This is a genomic window from Polaribacter litorisediminis (genome assembly GCF_019968605.1).
Taxonomy (GTDB): Bacteria; Bacteroidota; Bacteroidia; order Flavobacteriales; family Flavobacteriaceae; genus Polaribacter; species Polaribacter litorisediminis.
The window spans coordinates 1,973,725-1,996,907 of sequence record NZ_CP082966.1 but is presented as its reverse complement, the minus strand read 5'-3'; the positions used below and the strand labels follow the sequence as shown (position 1 = coordinate 1,996,907).

The 23,183-nt window shown below is 30.0% G+C and carries 21 protein-coding genes; 5 read left to right on the top strand and 16 right to left on the bottom strand.

The window, feature by feature from the left end; genetic code table 11:
- Positions 1–8: 8 nt before the first annotated feature.
- The 5 genes from K8354_RS08595 to K8354_RS08575 all read right to left on the bottom strand — a co-directional run bounded on the left by K8354_RS08595 (position 9) and on the right by K8354_RS08575 (position 4,452).
- Positions 9–452 carry a hypothetical protein gene (locus K8354_RS08595; protein ID WP_223447266.1) on the bottom strand — a complete coding sequence of 148 codons (444 nt, stop codon included), beginning with the start codon at positions 450–452 and terminating at the stop codon, positions 9–11.
- 308 nt (positions 453–760) lie between these two features.
- Positions 761–2,473 carry a sensor histidine kinase gene (locus K8354_RS08590; protein ID WP_223447264.1) on the bottom strand — a complete coding sequence of 571 codons (1,713 nt, stop codon included), beginning with the start codon at positions 2,471–2,473 and terminating at the stop codon, positions 761–763.
- Positions 2,474–2,956 (bottom strand): hypothetical protein, encoded by a 483-nt coding sequence (locus K8354_RS08585; protein WP_223447262.1) that lies wholly within the window; start codon positions 2,954–2,956, stop codon positions 2,474–2,476.
- A 96-nt stretch (positions 2,957–3,052) separates the two neighbouring features.
- A complete protein-coding gene (locus K8354_RS08580; protein WP_223447260.1) occupies positions 3,053–3,730 on the bottom strand; it encodes a ZIP family metal transporter in 678 nt (225 codons plus the stop codon).
- Entirely contained in the window at positions 3,727–4,452 is a 726-nt protein-coding gene (locus K8354_RS08575; RefSeq protein WP_223447258.1) for a class I SAM-dependent DNA methyltransferase, read from the bottom strand. Before K8354_RS08575 ends, K8354_RS08580 begins: the two co-directional genes overlap by 4 nt.
- 187 nt (positions 4,453–4,639) lie before the next feature.
- Between K8354_RS08575 and K8354_RS08570 the strand changes: the two genes are divergently transcribed.
- The gene (locus tag K8354_RS08570) at positions 4,640–5,821 is read left to right on the top strand and encodes a THUMP domain-containing class I SAM-dependent RNA methyltransferase (RefSeq protein WP_223447644.1); all 1,182 of its coding nucleotides are present in this window, start codon (positions 4,640–4,642) and stop codon (positions 5,819–5,821) included.
- A gap of 119 nt (positions 5,822–5,940) precedes the next feature.
- Here the strand turns inward: K8354_RS08570 and K8354_RS08565 are convergent, their stop codons facing one another.
- The 6 genes from K8354_RS08565 to K8354_RS08540 form a co-directional block, all read right to left on the bottom strand.
- On the bottom strand, positions 5,941–7,617 hold the full coding sequence (locus tag K8354_RS08565) for an ATP-binding protein (RefSeq protein ID WP_223447256.1): 1,677 nt from the start codon (positions 7,615–7,617) through the stop codon (positions 5,941–5,943).
- A 16-nt stretch (positions 7,618–7,633) separates the two neighbouring features.
- A complete protein-coding gene (locus K8354_RS08560) occupies positions 7,634–9,304 on the bottom strand; it encodes a response regulator (RefSeq protein WP_223447254.1) in 1,671 nt (556 codons plus the stop codon).
- Positions 9,305–9,432: 128 nt separating this feature from the next.
- Positions 9,433–10,362: a peptidylprolyl isomerase gene (locus K8354_RS08555; protein ID WP_223447252.1), complete on the bottom strand. Its 930-nt coding sequence runs from the start codon at positions 10,360–10,362 to the stop codon at positions 9,433–9,435.
- Between the two features lie 149 nt (positions 10,363–10,511).
- Positions 10,512–12,098, bottom strand: coding sequence for a hypothetical protein (locus K8354_RS08550; RefSeq protein WP_223447250.1), 1,587 nt, complete (start codon positions 12,096–12,098; stop codon positions 10,512–10,514).
- 4 nt (positions 12,099–12,102) lie between these two features.
- A complete protein-coding gene (locus K8354_RS08545) occupies positions 12,103–13,695 on the bottom strand; it encodes a peptide chain release factor 3 (RefSeq protein ID WP_223447248.1) in 1,593 nt (530 codons plus the stop codon).
- A gap of 331 nt (positions 13,696–14,026) precedes the next feature.
- Positions 14,027–14,749 carry a peptidylprolyl isomerase gene (locus tag K8354_RS08540; RefSeq protein ID WP_223447246.1) on the bottom strand — a complete coding sequence of 241 codons (723 nt, stop codon included), beginning with the start codon at positions 14,747–14,749 and terminating at the stop codon, positions 14,027–14,029.
- Positions 14,750–14,871: 122 nt separating this feature from the next.
- Here K8354_RS08540 and idi point away from each other — a divergent pair, with 122 nt between their 5' ends.
- From idi to K8354_RS08520, 4 genes are all read left to right on the top strand, one after another.
- Positions 14,872–15,390 carry an isopentenyl-diphosphate Delta-isomerase gene (gene idi / locus K8354_RS08535; protein ID WP_223447244.1) on the top strand — a complete coding sequence of 173 codons (519 nt, stop codon included), beginning with the start codon at positions 14,872–14,874 and terminating at the stop codon, positions 15,388–15,390.
- The gene (locus tag K8354_RS08530; RefSeq protein WP_223447241.1) at positions 15,383–15,793 is read left to right on the top strand and encodes a 6-pyruvoyl trahydropterin synthase family protein; all 411 of its coding nucleotides are present in this window, start codon (positions 15,383–15,385) and stop codon (positions 15,791–15,793) included. The genes idi and K8354_RS08530 overlap by 8 nt, the downstream gene beginning before the upstream one ends.
- Positions 15,794–16,480: 687 nt before the next feature.
- A complete protein-coding gene (locus K8354_RS08525; protein WP_223447239.1) occupies positions 16,481–18,010 on the top strand; it encodes a hybrid sensor histidine kinase/response regulator in 1,530 nt (509 codons plus the stop codon).
- Between the two features lie 200 nt (positions 18,011–18,210).
- Entirely contained in the window at positions 18,211–18,372 is a 162-nt protein-coding gene (locus K8354_RS08520) for a hypothetical protein (RefSeq protein ID WP_223447237.1), read from the top strand.
- Positions 18,373–18,764: 392 nt separating this feature from the next.
- On the opposite strand, the gene lipA is transcribed toward K8354_RS08520, so the two are convergent.
- The 5 genes from lipA to K8354_RS08495 all read right to left on the bottom strand — a co-directional run bounded on the left by lipA (position 18,765) and on the right by K8354_RS08495 (position 22,894).
- Positions 18,765–19,634, bottom strand: a complete 870-nt coding sequence (gene lipA, locus K8354_RS08515; protein ID WP_223447234.1) for a lipoyl synthase — start codon at positions 19,632–19,634, stop codon at positions 18,765–18,767.
- 163 nt (positions 19,635–19,797) lie between these two features.
- On the bottom strand, positions 19,798–21,018 hold the full coding sequence (locus K8354_RS08510; protein ID WP_223447232.1) for an NRAMP family divalent metal transporter: 1,221 nt from the start codon (positions 21,016–21,018) through the stop codon (positions 19,798–19,800).
- Positions 21,019–21,582, bottom strand: coding sequence for an RNA polymerase sigma factor (locus K8354_RS08505; RefSeq protein ID WP_223447230.1), 564 nt, complete (start codon positions 21,580–21,582; stop codon positions 21,019–21,021).
- Complete coding sequence (locus tag K8354_RS08500) at positions 21,573–22,676, bottom strand: glycosyltransferase (protein WP_223447228.1); 1,104 nt, start codon at positions 22,674–22,676, stop codon at positions 21,573–21,575. Before K8354_RS08500 ends, K8354_RS08505 begins: the two co-directional genes overlap by 10 nt.
- A gap of 14 nt (positions 22,677–22,690) precedes the next feature.
- Positions 22,691–22,894: a membrane or secreted protein gene (locus K8354_RS08495; protein WP_223447226.1), complete on the bottom strand. Its 204-nt coding sequence runs from the start codon at positions 22,892–22,894 to the stop codon at positions 22,691–22,693.
- Between the last annotated feature and the right edge of the window lie 289 nt (positions 22,895–23,183).

Genomic DNA, 23,183 nt, shown 5'->3' with positions numbered 1-23,183 from the left:
GAATAATATCATTTTATTAAACCATGAATTGGCGGATATTCTGGAATCGGATCTGTAGATAATCCACCATATCTATAATCTGATGTAATAGAATTATTAATAATATTGTTTATACCAATTAAAATAGTTTCTTTCTTATCTATCTGCGTTACAACTTCATTATAATTGTCACATTTTATTATTATTTGCACAGCAATTACATCACCTTTATTACTCTCTGGCTCAGTAGTACTAATAACAATTTGAAATCCAAGAGGATCTTTAAGAAAAGTAATATTCTCATCAATTTTAGTGTTTGCATGTGATAAAAAATAGACTAGAATTAATTTTTCGTTTTGCTCATATGAAAAAATTCTGCTATGTGGAGCATATTTTAAGGAAAACAGATCATCAAACTCTCCATTATTGTCTGTTGTTGAAGATTTGGCAATCTTATACTTCTGATTTTTCATTTACTTAGTTTTTAAATTAATTTTAAATATCAACAAAATAGATAACATTTAAAATACCTACAAGTAGGGTTTTTAAAATACTTAAATATAAGTAAAATCTATAGAGTAAGTAGGGTTAAAATTACCACTAAAAGAATGGCCATAAATTTTAGTGGGTTAAGTTTATTATTTTCAGTGATTTAAAAGGGTGTGATGGTGGAAATATCATATGTTATTGCACCAATAGTTCGAAATGGAATTTCAGTAACTTGGATGATAAAAAAATAAAAATAATGGATTTATTATACTTAAAAACTTAATATTCCTATTTACACAATAGGAATATCTAAAAGTATAGCACTTCCTTTTCCTATAGTTGCATCAACAGTAAAAGTTCCTTTTAAATGTTCAATTCTCGTTTTTATGGAGCTGATGCCCATTCCGTTTTGTAAATTAACTTTTTTAATATCAAAACCTTTTCCATCATCTTCAATAATAATATTTAGGTTTTTATCATATAGAGAAATGTTGATGGTTGCGTTTTGAGCTTCTGCATGTTTAATTATATTAGTTAATAATTCTTGGATGATTCTAAAAACAGTGAGTTCTAAATTATTTTCTACACGTTTGTCTAAACCGAAATGAATCACTTCTATTTTTAGTTTATCTGCAGAGGATATTTTTTCTGCCATCATTTTTACAGCAACCAGCAACCCTTTATTTGCAATCACTCCTGCATTTTTGGCATGCGCTATGCTACGCACTTTTAAATAGGCATCATCGATTAGTTTTTCTGTTTTATTGAACAGTTCATCTTGATTAATTTTTTTCTTTTCTCTATTAATTTTTAAATTATCAAAATGTAATTTTAAAGTTGCTAAAATAGAACCTAAATTATCGTGTAAATCTTCTGCAATTTGTTTTCGTTCTTTTTCTTGACCATCTACCATTGCGTTTATGGTGGTTATTTCTTGTTCTTTTAGGAGTGTTAGATTTTTTTGCGTTTCTAGCTTTTTCTCTTGTTCTGCAAGTTCTCTCTTTCTTTTGGAGTTTTTGATAATTAGCGTAGCGATGATACTCACTAAAATAAGTAAAAGAATTGTGGCAATAAGAAAGTTTTGATTTTTAATTTTTTCTTGTTCTATAGCTATATTTTCTTGTTTTAATTGTAAGTTTTCTTTTTCTTTTTCTGCGGTTTTATACTTTTTATCTAAATCTGATATCGCTACATTTTGAGCAGTATTGTTTAAGCTATCTCGAGCAATATTATATTTTTCATAATATTGGTAGGCTTTTTTATAATTGCCTTGTAATTTGTACATATTGGCAAAGTCGCTGTAAATTATTTTATTATATTTTAATTGATATTGTTTAAGTTCTATAGCTTCTGCTTCTTTTAAATATGCAAAAGCTTGATTGTATTGTTTTTGATTTTTTAAAAATGCTGAATAGTTTATATAGGTTCCAACCAATTGCCTATTATTCATTAAATCTTTTAAATTTAATGTTTTATCAAAATAATATTTAGCAGTGTCAGGATATTTTTCAGTATGCAAATGCGCTAAATTAGAATAGGTACTTACTTTATATTTTGATAGTTTTTTATTGTTGGTTAGTTGTAAGGCTTTTAAATAATAAGATTTAGAAAGGTAAACAGAATCAGCATTCCAAAAATATTGTGCATATCTATTTACCGCTTTTAGCAATCCAAAAGAATCCTTTTTTTTTAATGCGTAATCATAGTAATCGTCTAAGTATGGTTTGGAGTCTTTTTTTAAATTATTTTGAGATTTAATTAGTTCAAATAATTCTAAATTACATTTTGCAACGCTATCTTTCAAATCTAATGTTTTATAGATATCAAGAGATTTTATATAATTATTATATGCTATAAAATGTTTGTTTTCAAAATTAAATTGTTTTGCCTTTTTAAAATAAAAATATGCGGAATCTAATTTAGTATTTTGACTGTATGAGACACTACAAATCAAGAATAAAATGATTTGCAGTATAATTATTTTTTTTAATTTTATTATTTTCATTTATGGTCCTTCAACGATTACTCCACTTCCTGTCTCATCGGGTAAAGTAGCCTTTTTGTCAATGTCAAAAATATCTGAACTATAAATAGGTAGGTCGCTAGGAGATGATAAAATATCTGTACTGTTATAAATAATAACTTTAATTTCATCATAATTAATTAAATCATTTCTATCCGAATGAAACTCAATATCTGCTAAGTTAAATGTTATCTCTCCAATAAAAACTTTATGATCATATCTTCTAGGAATTCCCTTATCATCAGTTATGTGTATAAAAATACAGTCATTTCCAATAACTTCATATAAGAATATTTTTTCTACTCTAAATTTATTATTGGGTAGAGGAGTTTTTATTTTAAATTTTTTACCTTTTTTATCTACATAACTGTGCTTTTGATTTTTATCAGCTAAATAGAAGTTTAATAATTTTTTAAAAATAATTTCTTCTTTTGGCGTAATCAATTTAAATTTTAATTCTTTCATCAATATTAATTTTTAATACATTCAAATATCACAAATATTTGAAACAATTTTATACCTATAAGTAGTGATTTTAAAATACTTAAATATAAGTAAAATCTATAGAGTAAACAGGGTTAAAATTACCCCTAGAAGAATGGCAATAAACTTTTGTAAGTTAAATTTGTGGTTTTCAGTGCTTTCAAAAAGAATAATCGTAGAAATGTGCAGAAACACCCCAATAATTAAGGCCGTTATTTCTGTGGCATAGGTAATAAAAAACGGAATTTTATTACCCAAAAGTACACCTAAAGGACTCATTAGTGCGAAGAAAATTAGAAAAGTAAACACTATTTTTTTAGAATATTTAGTTTCTAATAAAAAACTAGTGAGTACAATTGCAATCGGAATTTTATGCACCACAATAGCCCATAGCAAGTTTTCACCTGCATGATGAATGGGCAATCCTTCAGAAAAAGCATGCAGACATAAACTTAAAAATAAAAGCGAAGGGAATTGTTTTCCATCAGAATGTATATGTATGTGACCGTGTTCTGCTCCTTTAGAAAACGACTCTAAAACCGATTGTAAAATTATACCAATTAAAATAAAAATTCCGATTTTAGTTGTTTTAGAAGTGTCGATATACACCTCTGGTAACAAATGTAAAATTGTAACAGATAATAGATAAGCACCGCTAAAAGCTAATAATAAACGAACTGACTTTTTATTCGGTTTTAAAATAAAAACCAATAAAGAACCCATTAAAACAGATGCAATTAATAATATATAACTCATTTTGCTACTAAAATTAACCTATCTGAAGTTTGTGGATCATAATTTTCTAAACGATAATTTCCAAAAACATTGGTAATTGCAAAACCGACTTTTTGCAAATAAGAAGTCATTTTTTTTACATCTAAATATTTTACACGTTCTATAAAAGAGTGCTCCTCGTTGTCTGCAAAAAAAGAAATTTTTTTAATAATAAAACCATCTTTTATTTCTCTTTTAATATTAAAAGTAATCTGATCTACAATTTTAGTTTCTTGCTTTACCAAATTCATTTTTACTTTATGAGCATTTAGAAAATCGAATACAAAATAACCGTCATTTTTTAAGCCTTCTTTGATATTTTTAAGAATTAAGAGATCTTCTTGATCGTCCTCAAAGTAGCCAAAGCTTGTAAATAAATTAAAAACGGCATCATATTGATTGTTAAAAGCTTGCCGCATATCATGTACTTTAAATTTTAGAGTATCGTTTTCAAATTGTTTGGCAATTTTTATACTATTTTCAGCCAAATCACCTCCAGTAACGTTATATCCAAGTGAATTTAAAAAAACTGAATGACGACCTTTTCCGCAAGGTAAATCTAAAATATGCGTAGTTTTTGGCAATGCTAAAAATGTGGTTATATTTTTCATAAATAACTGAGCATCCGCATCATTTCTATCTTTGTAAAGAATGTGATAATAAGGAGTATTGAACCAATCTGTAAACCAGTCTTTAGTCTTCATTTTTGTAAAATTTGTAATAATCTGGTTTTTAATAACTTTATTAGTGGCTATGGATTCTTCTGTATCAAATGACCATTATGAGTTTCAGTGTGCAAAAGTAACTAAATCTTACGTTTCAAAAAATGAAAATTTTAAATACTATAAATCCTATGAATAAAAATGTATTTTTGTGGTCAATTTTATGGGTATGGATAAAGATTTTAAAATGACGGCCACTACACTTTTTGGTTTAGAAAGTGTTTTAGCAGAAGAACTAAAAAATTTAGGAGCACAAGATGTAAAAGAATCTGTACGAAGTGTTTCGTTTAGAGGTGATAAAGGCTTTATGTACAAGGCAAATATTGCTTTGAGAACGGCGGTAAGAATTTTAAAACCAATAAAAACCTGTAAGATTTATGATGAAGAAGATTTGTATGATGCTATTCAGAAAATTAAGTGGGAAAACTATTTAGATGCAGAAGGCACTTTTGCTATTGGTGCTGTTGTAAACTCTAAAAATTTTACCACCAATTCGCATTATATTTCTTTAAAATCTAAAGATGCTATTGCAGATTATTTTAGACATAAATACCATAAGAGACCGAATGTAGATTTAAAATATCCGGATGTTAAAATCCACATTCATATTCAGAAAGAATGGTTAACGGTTTCTTTAGATTCTTCAGGAGATTCTTTGCATAAACGTGGTTATAGAACCGCTACAAATATAGCACCGATTAACGAAGTTTTGGCGGCGGGTATGGTCTTATTATCAGGTTATACCGGAGAAGAAAATTTTATAGACCCCATGTGTGGTTCGGGCACAATTTTAATTGAAGCTTGTATGATTGCCAATAATATTCCGGCAAACATCAATAGAAAGTTATTTGCATTCGAGCAGTGGAAAGATTACGATGAAGATTTATACTTTATAATTCAAGAATCGTTATTAAAGAAAATACGTTCTTCTCATTTTAAAATTATGGGATTTGACAAAGCACCATCTGCCATTCAGAAAGCAAAGGCCAATATAGAAAATGCCAATTTAGATGAGTTTATTGGTGTACATCATGTTAATTTTTTCAACTCGACGAAAGAGGTTTTTGGAAACACAACAATTTTGTTTAATCCGCCTTATGGAGAGCGTTTAAATATAGATGTAGATGAATTTTATAAGAAAATTGGAGATACACTTAAGCACAATTATCCAGGTTCTACGGCATGGTTAATTACTTCTGACGTGCAAGCTTTAAAGGCAGTTGGTTTAAGAACTTCTAAAAGAATTGCTTTAAAGAACGCAGATTTAGATTGTAAGTTTGTAAAATACGAATTGTATGAAGGAACTCGTAAAATAAAAGAGCGCAAAAATGATGTTGTTGATGAAGAATAGTTTTTTAATTTGTCTATAAATTTATTGTGTCAATCCTCCTTGGGTAATAATTTCTATTTTTTTTTGATTGCAGTAATTTCAAAGAATACAAGGGTACAATTCATTTAAAAAAGAGAACATTATAATGAATTATGTATTGCATCTTCAATTTGATTTAATAAATCTTCAGGGTCAAAAGGTTTAAAGATAAAACCATTCATCCCACTATTATGAATTTTGTCTTTAACTTCCATAAAAATAGAGGCTGAGAGTGCTAAAATAGGGATTTTGGTATTGAACTTTCTGATTTCTCTAGCAGCTGTATAACCATCCATAATAGGCATTTGTATATCCATTAATATGGCGTCAAAGTTGTTCTTTTTTGCCATATTTACAGCCGTTAAACCATCGTAGGCTACTTCTACTTGTAATTGAGCCTTTTCTAAAATTTGTTTACCAACCATTATATTTATGAGGTTGTCTTCTACCAATAAGATTGTTTTACCTTGAAAGTTATGGGTTCTCTTTTCAATCGTTTTTTCTAATTCTTTTTCAGATGCGATATCTAATTTTAAATTAAAATAAAAACGACTTCCTTTGCCAACTTGACTGTCTATTTTTACATCATCGCCCATGCTTTTTACAATACTTTTTACAATGGGTAGGCCTAATCCTGTTCCGCCATATAAGCGATTTGTAGTGCTTGAGGCTTGTACAAAAGCTTCCCAGATACCATCTTGTTTATCTTCAGCAATTCCGATACCAGTATCGATGACTTCTATTAATAGATCTACTGTTTTGTTCGTTTGATTTTGAGAGCTAATTTTTAAAGTGACACTCCCTTTATCTGTAAATTTAATTGAATTTGTAACTAAATTATTAAGCACTTGATTAAATCTCACAACATCTAACCAAACCAAAGGAATCGCATCGTCAATTTCTATATTCAGAGAAATTCCTTTTTTGAAACAGCTAGCTTCATGAATTTTTTTAATCTGTTTTATAGCTTCAGATAAGTTTGCAGGAATATTATCAAGCTCGATCTTTGTAGATTTCATTTTACTAAAATCGAGTACATTATTTAATAAGTTTAGTAGTAGTTTTCCGGAGTAATTAAGTGCATTTATATTTTCTATTTGGTCTTTGCGAGGGTTATCATCACTCAAAATATGCGAAAGACCAATGACAGCATTTAAAGGAGTTCTAATTTCATGGCTCATCGTGCTCAAGAATTTTGATTTTGCATCAGAAGCTTCTAAAGCCTCTACTTCTTTTTTACGAATCTCACCAAAATAACGACTGTTGAGTAATATAAAATAAATCAATTGAAATAATACCAAAGACACCATACTAATGATTGAAATTGGGTATATAAATTCTTTTGCTATATTTACATCTAATTTTTTTGAAGCAAAAAGATTAAAATCAGTTAAAAATAATAAGATCCATAATACTAAGGGCAATATGGTAAATATCATTAATAAAGTACGCTCTCTTCTGTAAGAAAATAGAATAAAAGGCAGGCCTATGTTAAACATATAAATGAATTCTATACTGCCCCCTCTACCTACAAAAGATGCGATAATAGCAATACCAATATTGCTTGTTATTAGATAAATAATTCTTGCCGATGTTAATCGTTCTTTTTTTGCCAAAAAAGCGGCTATGATGTATGCAAAAATATTGATAGCATTATAATTTCTCAACCAAATGAAATCAAACTTATCAGAAATTATAGTACAAAGTATGGCAAACCCTATATTTACGATCGTAAGCCTAAATACAAGGTTTATTCTTCTTTGAGAGAATTTTTGCATTTTTAAATATATTAGTTTAGCTATTAATTGCTTGTTCTATTTGGTTTAATAAATCTTGATGGTCAAATGGTTTAAAGATAAAACCATTCATACCACATTCATTTATTTTATCTCTTACTTCCATAAAAACAGATGCAGAAAGTGCTAAGACAGGTATTTTTTTATTAAATTTTCTTATTTCTTTGGTAGCAGTATACCCATCCATTACGGGCATTTGAATATCCATAAGCACAATATCATAGTCATTTTCTTTGACCATATTTACGGCAATAAGACCGTTGTTAGCAACAGCTACGGTAAGTTTTGCTTTTTCTAAGATCTGTTTACCAACCATTACGTTTATAAGATTGTCTTCTACCAATAGAACTTTTTCACCCTTAAAATTATGTTGTTTAGTCTCGATTAGATTTTGTAATTCTCCGTCTAATGCTTTTTTTAGGTGCATCTCAAAATAGAAGCGACTTCCTTTGCCAATCTCACTTTCAATTAGAACTTTAGAGTCCATTGCTTCTACAATACTTTTTACAATAGGTAAGCCTAAGCCCGTGCCGCCATATAAACGATTTGTAGTGCTAGAGGCTTGTGTAAAAGCTTCCCAAATAGTGTCTTGCTTATCTAAAGGAATTCCAATTCCTGTATCAACTATTTCTGTAACAATGTTTATGCTATCTGTTGTTTCGTTTTTCTTAGAAATTTTTAGCGTTACGCTACCCTTGTCTGTAAATTTTATGGCATTTGTTACCAAGTTATTAATGACTTGATTAAATCGAACGATGTCTAATATAACAATAGGAATTGTGTTGTCAATTTCTAAATTCATGACAATTCCTTTTCGAAAACAGCTAATTTCATGAATTTTTTTAATCTGTTTTACAGCTAATAATAAATCAGTCGGAATAGCATCTAATTCGATTTCTGTAGATTGCATTTTGCTAAAATCTAGCACGTTATTTAATAAATTGAGTAGTATTTTTCCTGAATAATTAAGTGCGTTTATATTTTCTATTTGATTTTTACGAGGATTATTATCACTTAAAATATGAGAGAGCCCAATAACCGCATTTAAAGGCGTTCTAATTTCATGACTCATAGTGCTTAAAAACTTTGATTTTGCATTGGATGCTTCAACGGCTTCTTCTCGATTAATATGAACTGATGACGATTGCAGCGAGTTCTGAAAAGAAAAATACACCAATTGAAAAGTCACTAAAGAAAGTGTGCAAATAATAGATATCGGATAGATTAAATTTGCGGCTACTTCAGGATCTACTTTAAAAGTTGTGATTAAATTAAATTTTGTGATATATAAAAGGATCCAAAGTGAAATTGAAAAGAAAGAAAATATAATTATATACCATTTTTCTCGGGCAGATGAAAAGCTAAGAAAAGGCAGTGCCAAAGCAAACATGAGCATAAACTCAACAGCACCATCTTGACCAATAAAAGAAGCAGTTACTGTTATGGCAATATTAAGCGTAATAAAATAAATTAATCTTGGAATTTTTAAAAGTCCTTTTTTAGTCAAATAGACACAAAATAGATATATAAAAGCTGTTAAAAAATGAAAATAAATTAATTCAGTGATTTCTAAATAGATGGATAGGATACCGCAAAATATGGCGATACCAACCGTAATAATACTGATTTGGTGTAGTAGTTTTACTCGTCTTTCTGAAAAATCGGACATAATTTACTTGGGGTGAAAAGTAATTTTTAAATATACAAATTCTATTATTAAAATAAGTGCTAATTTTTAATTTAAATAGAAAAAGCTTCTTAGTACAGCGTATTAAGAAGCTTTTTGGTAGTATAATTTTACTTTACATCCATCAGTTCCACATCAAAAATCAATGTAGCATTTGGCGGAATTACTCCTCCAGCTCCGCGTTCTCCATACGCTAAATTCGAAGGAATTACCAAGCGTGCTTTGTCACCTACTTGTAGCAATAGAATCCCTTCATCCCAGCCAGCAATAACTTGGCCAACACCTACCGAAAAATCAATTGGTTTTTTACGTTTGTAAGACGAATCGAAAACAGTGCCATCTAATAACTGACCTTTATAATGTACAGAAACGTTGGCTCCTTTTGTAGCTTGTTTTCCATTTCCTTTTTGAATAATATTGTAGCGCAAACCACTCTCGGTTTCATCGTACCCAGCGGCTATAGCATCTAAAATTTCTTTTTGCTTTGCTTTTTCTTCTGCTTCGCGTTCTGCTCTTGCACCTTCAAATTTTCTAAAAGATTCTACAGCATTAAAGTTTTCCGCTTCTTCACCAACTCTAATGATTTCTATTTTCATTTCATCACCTTGAGATATTGCATCCACCACATCTTGTCCTTCAATTACAGATCCAAAAACGGTGTGTTTGCCATCTAACCAAGGAGTTGGAACGTGTGTAATGTAAAACTGACTTCCATTAGTAGCGGGTCCGGAATTGGCCATCGCTAATTTACCAGGTGCATCATGTTTTAAGTCAGGATGAAATTCATCCTCAAATTTATATCCAGGATTTCCAGTTCCTGTTCCTTGAGGACATCCTCCTTGAATCATAAAATCAGGAATTACTCTATGAAATTTTAATCCGTCGTAGTACGGTGTTCCTTGCGGTTTTACAGCATTTTCTAAATTACCCTCTGCCAAAGCAACAAAGTTACCTACAGTTCCTGGTGTTTTTTCATGTTCTAGTTGTACTAAAATATCACCTTTTGATGTGGTGAATTTTGCATAAATTCCGTTGTTCATTATCTTCATTTAAATTTAATTCTCGAGCGCAGTCGAGAATTTTATTCATTTACTAGTTCTCGACTGCGCTCGAACTGATATTTTTTAAAATCTCGATTTTTTATCAAGATTTTTTATGAGTTTTGTATAGGAATAAGCTCGAAACCCTTTTATTTTTTTGCGTTTAAGACTGAAAAACCATAAGCCAACCCAATATTTATGTTTGATGAATTTACGCTTCCAGCAGGAGACCACATTTGTCCTGCAGAAGCATGAAATGATAAATCATTTGTTGCATGATAATTAATACCAACAGTTGGTTTTACTAAAATGCCTTCACCAGAATCTACACCTCCACCACCTGCAACACCCCCTAAGGCTTCTGTAAATAAAGAAAAATTACCATTCAAAAATTTATTTGATTTTAAACCTATTCCAAAAATTCCATGAGCATAACCACCTGCACCACCTAAATAGGCAAATGAAGCTTCAGCAGCTACATAAAAACGCTTGTTAATATCATAATTAATTTTTACAGCCAATAATTGTAAATCATTATCAGGTTTATCAAGAATGGCAACATCGAAATAAGTTTGATTTTGAAAGCCTATTTGAACACCTTGGGTTTTTATTTGTTTTACTTTTTCTGCTGAATAAGGATCTTTTATCCCTCCACTTAAACCATAATATTTTAAACTAAAACCAGCTGTATAGGCTTCAAAAGTTCCACCAACAGATCTATGATAACCACCATGGAGACTAATACCCATTTTTTTGGTAATTTTTACGTCTGCCCCTAAACTAGGGTACATGGTTAAACCACCTTCAGGAAAAACTCTACCGCCTGCCGCTCCAATACCAGCTTTCGCGAATAAGTTTATATATTTTGATTCTATAAAGTTTTTACCTATTCCGAAAAACACATCCATAAAACCAGCTCTTAAGCCACCATACATTGCATCTACATGTGCGTAAATAAAAGCGCTTTCTGTTAAATAACGCTGATATTCAAAACCTAAAAGACTTAATGTTTGGGTAATAGGAGTTGTGTTGTTAAAGTTACCATTTCCATCATTTCTGGTAGAACCTATCGGAAAAAGATAATCAAAAGTTATTTGTTGTACACTTTTTACAGCAGGTTTCTGCCAATATTCATCTTCTGAAGTATTGTTTACTTCAAATTTTTCTTGAGCATCTTTATAAGAAGTAGTTCTTAATGTTGTTGGTATTTCGACAAAGAAAGAAATATTATCTCCCTTTTGAATGCCTGTAAAGAAATTTACGTAACCATATTGAAGACCAAGAGCAAATTGATCTGTTTTATATTGTAAACCAGCATTTGGATAAATAATACCACCGCCATTAACCAAACTTCTAAAACCACCTCCGCCACCAAAATGGATATTTGCATCAAAATATAAATTCTTATAAAGTTGTTTATTGACTCCTAAATTAATACCCAAAGTAAATAATCCACCTTGATCTCCATAGACTGCTCCATGAAAACCAGCACCTGTATACAACCAATCATTTAAAGGGATGTTATAATTTAAACCAAATAAACCCATTTTTGGGTCTAATTTATATGTACTACCTTGACCATAAGTATAGGTGATATCGGGTTGATCAATTAAAATGTAATTTAAACGAATGCTGTTTTTTAATTCTTTTCCTTCTAAATTATCTAAATTAAAATCTTGAGAAAAGCTATTGAAACTCAAAAAAGTAATAATTAATAAAAATAGTATCTTCCTCATTTGTTTAATTTTTAAATTCGCTTGTAAAATGCAATTTTACCGAAGGATATTTACTCTGTGTCATTTGTATGGTAAAAGCAGAGTCCGCCAAAAACACCAATTGACCTTGTTTATCTTTGGCCAAATAGCGTTGCTTTACGCGCTTAAATTCTTTAAACTCTTCACTTTTAATATTATCAGGTTCAACCCAACAAGCTTTGTGTACGTTTAAATTTTCATAGGTACATTTCGCACCATATTCATGTTCTAATCGGTATTGTATTACTTCAAATTGTAAAGCACCTACGGTACCAATTACTCTTCGCCCGTTCATTTCTAAAATAAATAATTGCGCAACACCTTCATCCATTAATTGATCTAAACCTTTGTATAATTGTTTAGATTTCATGGGGTCTGCATTGTTTACATACCTAAAATGTTCTGGAGAAAAACTAGGAATTCCTTTAAAATTTAAGACTTCTCCTTCTGTTAAGGTATCACCAATTTTAAAATTACCCGTATCATGAATCCCAACAATATCTCCAGGAAAAGACTCATCTACAATTTCTTTCTTTTCTGCAAAGAATGCATTCGGACTCGAAAATTTTACTTTTTTACCATTTCGAACATGTAAATATGGCGAATTTCTTTTAAAGATTCCTGATACTATTTTGATAAAAGCCAATCTGTCTCTGTGTTTAGGATCCATATTGGCATGGATTTTAAACACGAAACCGGTCATTTTTTTTTCCTTAGAATCTACCAAACGCTCTTCCGCTTTTTTAGGTTGCGGTGCAGGAGCAATTTCAATAAAGGCATCTAACAATTCTTTTACTCCAAAATTATTTAAGGCAGAACCAAAAAATACGGGTTGTAATTCTCCTCTTAAATATTCGTCTCTATTAAAATCAGGATAAACCTCACTAATTAATTCGATTTCTTCGCGTAAAGTATCTGCGGCTTTTTTGCCAACAATTTTGTCTAATTCAGGATTTGCAAGATCATCAAATTGAACACCTTCGGAGATAGTTTGCTTATTATCGCCAGAAAAAAGATTTAATTTCTTTTCCCAAATATTATAAATTCCTTTAAAGTCATATCCCATTCCGATTGGGAAACTCATTGGGGTTACTCGCAAACCTAATTTTTGCTCAACTTCATCTAGTAAATCAAAAGCATCTTTACCTTCTCTATCCAATTTATTGATAAAAACCAACATTGGTATGCTTCTCATTCTACAAACTTCTACTAATTTTTCGGTTTGTGGCTCAACACCTTTTGCAACATCAATTACAACAATCACACTATCTACAGCCGTTAAGGTTCTAAACGTATCTTCTGCAAAATCTTTATGACCAGGTGTGTCTAAAATGTTTATTTTTTTGTCTTTGTAAATAAATGCTAATACGGAGGTGGCTACAGAAATTCCCCTTTGTCGCTCAATTTCCATAAAATCGGAAGTTGCGCCTTTTTTAATTTTATTATTTTTTACAGCACCTGCTTCTTGAATGGCACCACCAAATAATAATAACTTTTCAGTAAGAGTCGTTTTACCTGCATCTGGATGGGATATAATACCAAATGTTCTTCTACGTGCTATTTCTTTTAAAAAACTCATCTACAAAATTTGAGGTGCAAATATAGGTTTTATTCTAAACTTTTTATAATGATAGCCATTGTAAAGTAAGACACAGATTTCAGGAATTCCAAAGGTTTTACTGCAACATAAATTAAAAATCAATATACACGTTAAAATACAACAGAAACTGGAATTTTATAAAATACGTTAAAAGTTTTAAGCCACGAATTTGCCAATTTTTGTAAATTAAGTTGCGGTTTTTATCCAATATAATGTAAATTGAGATGATCTTTTGTTGGATCCATTGAACTTGAAAAAATAGTTGAAATCCCTATCAAAAAAATCTATAAAAACAGCTATTTTATAATTCTTAATTCAAAATTTCAATGGTCATTGCTATATCATTCACGGGCCACTCATCAACACCCACTTTTACTTTAGATATTTTATCTAGGGTATCAAAACCAGAAATAACCTCGCCAAAAACGGTATGTTCATTATCTAAATGATGTGCACCATCTCTTTTATGAACCATGTAAAACTCAAAAGGACTCGATAATTTATTAGGGTTTTTTTCCCATTGTCTTGCTGCTGCTAAAGCGCCATATTTATGAGTTCTATGCGCTTTAAACTCTGGTTTCATTAAATAATTTCCGTATTTTCTGCGCTGTTTTTGAGTGTACATATTATCAGAATTACCACCTTGAATCACAAAGTTTTTTGCTACTCTATAAATAACGGTGGTATTAAAATATTTAATTTTTGTAAGAAAAATAAAATTAGCTCTGTGTACAGGTACATCTTCATATAATCTCAATTTTATATCGCCAAATTTTGTTTTAATAATAACTTTGGTTTCTGGGTTTTGTTTGCCATATTCTGTCAAAAAGGCTTCTGTATTTTTGCTGTTTAGGCTATCCCAAGGTTTTATAATTTTGTTTTCGAGATCTGAATTTGTTTTAGAACCATTCTTATGTTTAAGTTTTTCTTCTTTCTTGTTTTCTTCCGTATTTTTTTCTTTTGTTGATTTCTGATTGCATTGATACAAGAAAACAATTAGGATTATCGCCAATATTTTAATAGGTTTTTTCAATTTTTGAAGCTTAACATTTAGAACCTCAAATATAAATTATCAAAGTAGAAGAATAGAAGATTCTAAAGATTTTATAATAAATTTAGGTTTTAAAAATATTTGATTGGAGTATATTTGTCATTATGGAGGAATTAGTTGTTTTAGTTGATGAAAAAAATAACCAAATAGGGTTAATGCCAAAAATGGAAGCGCACGAAAAAGCTCTTTTACATCGGGCTTTCTCGGTATTTATTTTCAATAAAAAAGGAGAATTAATGTTGCAACAAAGAGCAGCATCAAAATACCATTCTCCTTTATTATGGACCAATACATGTTGTTCTCATCAAAGAGACGGTGAAAGTAATTTAGCAGCAGGTAAACGTCGATTGCAAGAAGAAATGGGGTTTACAACCCCTTTAAAAGAAGTGTTTTCTTTTGTGTACAAGGCTCCTTTTGATAATGGTTTAACAGAGCATGAATTTGACCATGTACTTATTGGATATTTTGATGACGAACCTCATATTAATAAAGAAGAAGCTGAAGCCTATAAATGGATGCTTTTAGAAGACGTTAAAAATGATATTGAAGCGCATCCTTCAAACTACACGGAGTGGTTTAAAATAATTTTTAAAGAATCTTATCAAAAACTTACAAATGCCTAAAGTTACCGTTCATAGAAAAGCACATTTTAATGCAGCACACAGATTGTATAAAAAAGAGTGGTCTGATGAAAAAAACTTTGAAGTTTTTAGCAAATGTAGCAACCCTAATTTTCATGGTCATAATTATGAGCTAATCGTATCTTTAACAGGTGAAATTGATAAAGAAACGGGCTATGTGTATGATTTAGGAATTTTAAAGAATATTATAAAATCTGAAATTGAAGATTGCTTTGATCATAAAAATCTAAACATTGAAGTGCCAGAATTTAGAGCGCTAAACCCAACCGCAGAAAATATAGCCGTGGTTATTTATGATAAATTAAGAAAACAGCTTCCAGATCATTTAGATTTAAAAATTACCTTGTACGAAACTCCCAGAAACTTTGTGACCTACGCTGGTTAGATAAATTTAGTTTTATACTGATTTAAAATTGTAGCGAAAACCGAATTTGAACCCTTGACCTTAGGGTTATGAATTTGAAATAAGGTGCTTGATATTAATCTACTATTTTTTATTGAAATGAAGTCCTATATTGAATCGTATACTTTGATTAAGGATAAAAAATTGTATTAAATAGAACTTTTCTGACAGCATGATTCTAAGAATACAGAAGGTAAATTAACATAGTATTCTTATTTTATAGGGTGGCAAAACATCGTATTACATTTGTTTAGACACATTTTCTAGTAGAAAAATGAAGCTAATCCTAAATCTTTATCAAATGAGAAATTTAAATTCAGCGGAAAAATCAAATTGATTTTACTACATTTACAAAGATGTATAAAGGTTTTAGAAAGAGATGTTAAGCAAATCCTTCCTAAAAGGTTTCAACATGTTTTATTTAAATACATTGAGTTTTTTAAATAAAAACAAGCCCATCACTAAATAAAGCCAATGCTTAAGTGCAATCCATATACGACAGTCACATCTTTCTACCAATGTCAAGTCCCTTCGGACGTTGATGTTTCTGAAAGCCGCAAAGTATTTATTTTAATCGCTAAAGCGAATCCTTAAAAATCACTATCGATAGAGAATTATTCATAAACGCAAAATATTTATGATTATTAGATGTCATCAATCTAAATTAAAATGAAAAAGACTAGCAATGGAAATGAGCAACAAGATAAAAAGCCAAGAAAACTTTCCGATTATATTCAATTATTAAGTGAAGCACAAGAGATGGCTCATATGGGCAGTTGGGAATGGAATGTGGTGACAAATGAAGTTGAATGGTCGGACATGATGTTTATCTTATTAGGTTTAAAACCTAGTTCAACAATGCCTTCTTATCAACTAGCGCTTCATCATGTACATCCAGATGATAAGGAGCGTTATGAAAAAGCCATACAAGAAACCTTAGCTAATAAAACAACTTTCTATCTTGAAAATAAAATTGTTAAAGAAGATAATTCGGTTATTTCAGTTATTTCAAGAGCAAAATGTTTTTTAGATGAAGATGAAAATCTAATTAGAATGGTTGGAACGGTGCAGGAAATTTCCTTGCAAAAACGATTGGAGAAGGCACATATAAAGCATCAAAGACTTATAGCATTTGGGGAAATGGCATCTTCTATAGCTCATGATTTTAATAATTCACTTCAATCAATGATTGGGAATTTAGAAATTGTAAAAATTCAAAAGGGGTTATCAGATTCTAGTCTTGACAAGTTAAATAATATTATGAATGTTATAACCGACGTTTCTGAAAGGGTTAATGCGTTGCAAAGTTTTAGTGATACCGTAAATGAAAACGTAGAATCTGAACTGATAGATTTAAATTCAATTCTTAAAGAAAGCTTAAATGAATCACAACCTTTTTGGAAAGACAACATAGAAAAAATTGGATTAAAAATAAATATAACAACAGTTTTTGCAGATTCCCCAAAGATTAATTGTAATAAAGGAGAGTTAAAATCGGTAATCTTTAATTTAATTAAAAATAGTATTGAAGCAATGCCCGAAGGCGGAAATATTATTATTGAAACATGCATAAAAGCCAAAAGTGTATTCATTACTTTTACAGATACAGGTATTGGAATGGATGAAGAAAGTAAATTAAAAATATTTCAACCGTTTTATACTACAAAAGGATTTAAGGAAGGAAGAGGGCTTGGAATGAGCGGTGTTTACGGCTTAATAAATAAACATGGAGGTAATATTGGTGTTAAATTTTCGGAATTAGGCAAAGGAACAATAATTGAAATTGTGTACCCAATAAGTAAACAAAATGAAATAGAAGAAATTAGCAAAAATAGAAAAATGGTAAATAAACATTATAATGTTTTATGGGTAGATGATGATTTATCAATAAGAGAAAATGCTAGTGAATTGATAGAATTAATGGGTCATAAATGCGGTATTGCAAATGGAGGAAAAAATGCCTTGAAGTATCTAAATCATAACAAATGCGACATCGTATTTACAGATATTGGGATGCCTGAAATGAATGGATGGGAGTTATCAAAAAACATTAGGAATACATGCGGAGATAAAATTAAAATTGTAGTTGTAACAGGTTGGGACATTGATGAAAATACTAAAAATGATCATGACGTTAATTTTGTTTTACAAAAGCCTTTTACTATGGAACAAATAAAAGAAATTATTATGAATGTATAAATTTGATTTAAAGCAAAGCATAGAGCAACAAAAATATATATAATTCATTGCTAGTTAGCCTACTTACAAAAGTACTCGCGGATTTCCTATTCGGTTTTTATTTGCTAAATTTAGTGCTGAAATCATACAACTAATCATACACAAACACCTTACACTTCATGATCAGAAATCACTAACCAATGATAAAATTTTTTAAAAAGATGAGACAAAGCTTATTGATTGAAAACAAGTTCAGCAAATATTTACTTTATGCAATTGGCGAAATTGTATTGGTAGTAATTGGAGTTTTATTAGCAATTCAATTAAATGAATGGAGAAATGATAAATTATACCAATTTATATGTATAATGCCGTGTAAATAAATTGAATTATTTTTTGGTTCATTGAAATTAAAAAACAATGAGCTTAGCCTTTGTTCTGGTCATTTTTTTTAATAAAAAGTAAGCGAAAAAGAAACGATTTATTACGGCATTATATGTCTAAAATGGTATTAAACGCTAAAGAAAAATGAAAAGCGCTATTGGCATTAAAGTCTGATTTTGAGGCTAACCTAATAAGATTAGACACTCCATAACGAAAGTACAGCAATGTAAAACTTCAATTCCGATTGGATTCGACTACGCTCGAATCCAATCGGAAATGTTAAAGTCATAGTTAAAGCGAAAATTAACAGACAGAGTTTAAATTACACTCCCATTTTATTTTCAATATATTTTTGGTATAAATTTTTTATAAGATGGATATCCTATTATTTTTATTTAGCATGTTTATGAGCCTTGTAAGATGAACGTACCAATGGTCCGCTTTCTACATACATAAAGCCCATTTCTAGACCAATAGTTTCGTATTTTTTAAATTGTTCTGGTGTTATAAATTCTTTTAGTGGTAAATGCTTTTTAGTAGGTTGTAAATATTGTCCAATTGTTAACACATCTAAACCAACACCTTGCAAGTCTTTCATAGTTTCTATTACTTCTTCTTCAGTTTCACCCAAACCCAACATCAAACCTGTTTTTGAGCGCATTCCGTTATCTTTAAGATATTTTAATACCCCTAAACTTCTGTCGTATTTTGCTTGAATTCGAACTTCACGAGTTAATCTTCTTACCGTTTCCATATTATGAGAAACCACTTCGGGATGCACTTCAATAATGCGGTCAATTTGTTTGGTGTTGCCTTGAAAATCTGGAATTAAAGTTTCTAAAGTTGTATTCGGATTTGCTCTACGAATAGCCTCTACAGTTTCTGCCCAAATAATAGACCCACCGTCTTTTAAATCATCTCTATCCACCGATGTAATTACAGCATGCTTAATGCCCATAATTTTAATAGATCGTGCAACTTTTTCAGGTTCATCCCATTCTACAGTTTCTGGCCTTCCTGTTTTTACGCCACAAAATCCACAAGAACGCGTACATATATTCCCTAAAATCATAAAAGTTGCGGTTCCCTCTCCCCAACATTCTCCCATATTCGGACAACTTCCGCTGGTACAAATGGTGTTTAATTTATATTTATCCACCAAACCTCTTAATTCAGTATATTTTTTACCAACTGGTAATTTTACGCGTAACCATTTTGGTTTTTTGGGTCTTTCAGGAAGTACTACAGATTCTATCGCCATTTTTCTTGAATTTAGAATGCAAATTTACGAAGAAATTAGGGAAAGTAAATTGTAAAAAAGTACAGATTTTAAAGGTATTTATTCCTTGCCCATCTATTTTTAAAATTTGCAATGTATGTCTAGGAATCGAAAGCGATATTATTTATCAGAATATTTTAAATGACTACAAATTTTTTAGAAACCAAAAGTTAAATCCTACAAGGAATGCGATACCAATAATACTTAAAATTCGTGTAAATAATTTAGGTTGATGTTCTTTTGGCGTATGTTTCCCTGTAATTAAAATATAATTTAAGATTGCATAAAAAGGAGCCGTTAAAAAAGATAAAATAGTTGCTATTTTTATCAAACCTCCCATGTTTTCCATATAAAATTGAAGTATTATAAAGGTACCTGTAAAGAGAAGAAGAATCCAAAACCAATAACCAAATTTAAACTCTTTGTTAAATAGTAATTTTGAACTTCTGTTCATGGCTCTTGGTGAAGCATCTAGCGTTGTAATCGTTGTGCTAAACATGGTGGTAAATGCAGCAACAGCAATAAATATATAAGAAAAATTGCCCAAGTTTTTAGTGTATAAAGTAATTAACTGCGATGCAAAAACTCCTCCTTTATTAGAAAAAGTTTCTCCCGATTTATACATAACTAAAGCCCCTAAAAGCACGAAACAAATCCCTAAAATTAAAGTACCTGCATAACCTACATTAAAATCGAAAATAGCATCTTTTGGTTTTATTTTGATAAAAGTATTTTTGCTTTTTTCTACAGACCAAATAGAATGCCAAATCGAAACGTCTAATGGTGCCGGCATCCAACCTAGAAATGCAATTAAAAAAGTGATTTCTACCGTTCCGGAAGGTATAATTTGCGTTACATCAAAAGCTTCTTTAGAGCTAAATAAAGCTACTGAAACAGCAGCGATAGTGCTAATTGTTAAAATAATAATAATGTATTTCATCAAATTATCTAACAATTTATATTTACCGATAACTAGGATTAAAATACTAATCAATAATAGGATAACAGACCAAACAACAAGATTATTGGTAAGACCAAAAAGTTGTGAAGCTAAGCCAGCAGTAACAATGGTAACAGCTGCTTGTATGGTAAACATTGTTCCAAAATTAAGAACATAGTAAATTGCCAACATTCCTTTGCCTAGTTTTTTATAACCATCTAACAAGGTTTCACCAGTGGCAGCTGCGTAACGCGGACCGAACTGAAAGAAAGGGTATTTAAAAATATGCACTAATAACAAAGCCCAAAATAAACCAAAACCAAATTCTGCACCTGCTTTTGTAGATTGTACCAAATGTGATACACCAATTGCTGCACCAGCAAATAATAAACCAGGACCTAAAGATTGTAAAAACGATTTTTTCATTTATGCTTTCTTAATAATAGCAGCTAATAACTTTTTTGCACGTAATAATTTTACTTTTACGTTGTTCATTGGTTCATTAATTTGCGTAGAAATTTCTTTATAACTCAATTCCTGAAAATACCGTAATTGAATAACTTCTTGGTATTTAGGTTTTAATTGTTTAATGTCTCTTAACAATTTTGCTAAATTTTGTTCTCTAATAATTTTATCTTCAGGAGTAGGGTTTTCATCTGCAACCAAATAGACTTTATCTTCTTGCTCTTTTGTGGTTTCTGTAAAAATAGATGTTTTTTTCTTCCGTAATAAATCTATATGAACGTTTTTAGAAATGGTAATTAACCAAGTTTTAAATACATATTTGTCATCAAAAGTATGTATTTTATCAAAAGCTTTCGAGAAGGTTTGGATTGCTATATCTTCAGCCTCATTTTCGCTTTTTGTTCTTTTTAATTGATAATTATAAACACTACCCCAAAAGGTATCTAACAAAAAACGAAATGCAGCTTGGTTGCCCTCTTTTGCTTTTGCAATATTTTTGTCAATTTTAGTTTGGTCTATTTCCAATGAATATGTTTTGAAATCAAATTAGCACTAAATATACTAATTTGAATCAATAATAAGCTAATTTCTAATAAAGGTAAGAAAAATATTAATTGAGTTTCTTTAAGTTTTTTAGCAGATAAACCAATGACAAGAAATTGGATTAAAAAATAAGTAAGCATTACAAGTACTATTGTTTCCCAGGGATAAAAGAACAATAAGACAATTGCTAATAGGTAAAATATTGCTTTTGTAATCGTGAAAAAGTGTAATAAAAAGCGATGTTTAAATTTGTAATGTTTTATTAAAGAGTTTTTAATTTTTAAATCTTGAAACCAAGTGTTAAAAGATTTAGGAGCATCCGTCTCTATAAAACTATCCTCAGACACAATAAAGGAGCTATTTTTTTTTGTGGCAGCATCTCTAATAAATAAATCTTCTACACCATGTCTTATTTTTATATGATTGATGTACCCATTAACTTTAAAAAACGCTGATTTTTTATAAGCCAGATTATTGCCAAATGCCATAAATGGAGAGCCATATCTTGCAAATGAAAAGCATTTCATCGCCTGTATTAAATTCTCGAATCGAATTAGAAGATTGGTAAAAGATTTTTCATTTCTATATTTTTCATACCCTAAAAAAATAGTTCTTTTAATGGTGAAATTTTTACTCATTTCAGAGATCCAATGCTCACTAATGGGTTTAGAATTTGCATCTGTAAATACTAAATGATCGTATTTGGATGCCTTTATACCAAGGGTTAAACTATATTTTTTATTATTCCAAAAAGCTTCATTATTGGCAACATTTACAATTTTAATTTGTGTATGTTTTTTTTTAAAAGTATCGATTACTTCTAACGTATCATCAATAGAATCATTGTTGATGATGACAATTTCAAATACAGGATAGTCTTGTGCTAAAATAAAAGGTAAGTTTTCTTGTAATTTAGCAGCACTATTTTTTGCAAAAACAATTACAGATACCGGAACTTGATCTGTTTTGTGTTTTCTTTTTTTTTGTTTAAAAAGAAATGAAGAGAAAAGAAGATAATATGTTATTTGAATGCCTGCAAATACTACAAAAGTGTAGAAAGCTACAGTTAAAATCATTGATTTTAGCCTATTTATTTATGTTCGGGTTCAGTACAAGTATCAAACTGATCTGCTGGTTTTCCGCAAAAGCCACAAGCTTCTCCATTTTTATTGAGCATTGGGTTTTGGCTAGCACAAGTGCCTGCAAATTCGCCATCTTTTTTTGCCCAAATTTTAATAGCAATGCCTGCTATCCCTACAGCTAATAATACGAAAGTAATGAGTAGTAATTTCATGAAATTATAAATATTTGCAAAGATACATATTCTAAATGGCAACCAAAAAATCTATCATAATTATTTATAGATTGGTTTTTTTCATTGTACGCGTTCGGTAATCTGCATGTATCTTATACCTCAATTTTAAGGTAACAATTCAGGTAACTTATTTGCCTTATACCAATGCTGTTTTGAAATTACTGTAAAATGGCATAATGATTTTTTTCTTTATAGAAAAATAGAAAATAGCATTTGTTACGGTTTCTTGTCATATTGAAATAGAAAGGAAAAAAGGGCGTTTTATTAA